Source organism: Spirillospora sp. NPDC049652, assembly GCF_040675125.1.
In the GTDB taxonomy this organism is placed as follows: Bacteria; Actinomycetota; Actinomycetes; order Streptosporangiales; family Streptosporangiaceae; genus Spirillospora.
In genome coordinates this window covers 1-1,522 of record NZ_JBFAOF010001345.1, presented here as the reverse complement: position 1 = coordinate 1,522, position 1,522 = coordinate 1, and the positions used below count along the sequence as shown (strand labels likewise).

The window sequence follows — 1,522 nt, the reverse complement described above, 5'->3', positions numbered from 1 at the left end:
CTGACCGCGCGCGACGCGTGACCGGACACCGAACGGCGGGCGGGGCGGGACGCCCGCCCCGCCCGTGAAAGCCCAAGGATCCGATCGGGCCGAGGAGTTTCCCGTGACGGAGGAAGACAGCGCCAATTCCGTGCTGACCAGGCGGTACCGACGGCTCGTCCGGATCGCCTACCTCGTCCTGCCGGACCAGCTCGACCGGCACGACCGGGTGGTGCTCGCGCACTGGATCGTCGGCCGCGCCCGCCCCCGCCGCGACCATCGCGGCGCCCCCGAGGCGATCTACGCCGCGCTGCGCCGCCGGGTGCTGCGCCGGGCGCTCCGCTCCGCCGCCCGCGTCGACCGGCTGGGGCCGCGCACCGAGCGGATCCGGTCCGGTTCCTGGCTGCGCGTCCAGCCCCTCGCGTCCGACGGCGACCCGCAGGCGCTGCACGCCCTCGCCGCCCTGTCCCCGCAGGCCCGCGCCGCCTACGCGCTGCTGCGCCTGGAGGACGCGTCCGAGGACGAGACGCGCGCCGAACTCGCCGCCCTGGGCGTTTCCGACCCGGACGGCCGGCTCGCCGAGGCCGCGGCCCTCCCGGCGCTCGGCGATGCGGCGGGCCGCGTGCTCGACCCGGCCGTGGTCGGCCTGCACGCCCGGCGGGTGTCCAGTCCGCTGGCCGCCGCCCGCGAACTGCACCGGCGACCCGGCGGGCGGGCCGCCCTCAACCTCGCCGCCGTCACGGCCGTCGCCGCGATCGCGGTGACCGGCGGCGCCCTGAGGCCGCACCACGCCCGGCTCGCCGGGGACCCGGGCGCGGACGCGCGCGGGGCGGGCGTGGGAGGCGTGGTCATGGCACCCGACGACCTGTGGCGGCGCAGCGCCCGGCTCGAACTCACCGCCTGGCCCGCACGTGGCGACCTGGTCCGTGATCGGGGCTTCGTCGCGCGGGCCGTCCGCGCCTGGGAGGCGGGTGCGCACCCCGCGTCCGACTCCGGCGGCCCCCAGCTTCTGTTCGCGGGGACGGTCGCGACGCGCCGGGTCGCACTGCTCCGCGACGGCGGCGTCGTGGCCCGCTACACCGACGCCGCCGTTCGCGGAGACGAAGGAGGCGGGGGCGGCGATCCAGGCGGTGGCCTTGAGGTCTTCCCCGTGGGCCGGTCGCAGCCGGACGGGGAGTCGCCGCTGAAGGTGGCTCCCGGCCGGTACCTGATGCCGCCGTGGGTGACCGCCGTCCGGGCGGCCGACCTGGCGTCCGGCGGGACGGACGGCGACGCGGCCTGGAGGCCGGTGCCCGTCCGCGACGGGCTGACCGACGCCGTCCCGCGGCCGCCGGGCGCCGGGCGCGGCGGCTGCTGGCGCGGGCCCGTGCTGGAACTGTCGCGGCCGCAGGTCCCGGACGGACGTCCGTACACCGTGGCCGACCTCGGCGGCCTGGTCTCCGCGGACCTGCTGTACCAGCCCCCGTCGGCCGGGACCGCCTGGCCGCACCCGGTCGGCGGCGGACCCGGCGCCCTGCCCGCCGGGTTCGCGCTGTGGCGCGCG

At 79.4% G+C, this 1,522-nt stretch carries 1 protein-coding gene; it reads left to right on the top strand.

All coding sequences use genetic code 11. The features are described from left to right. Positions 1–103: 103 nt before the first annotated feature. Positions 104–1,522: hypothetical protein (locus AB0J52_RS40045; RefSeq protein WP_500188401.1), on the top strand; the 1,419-nt coding region annotated here is incomplete at its 3' end.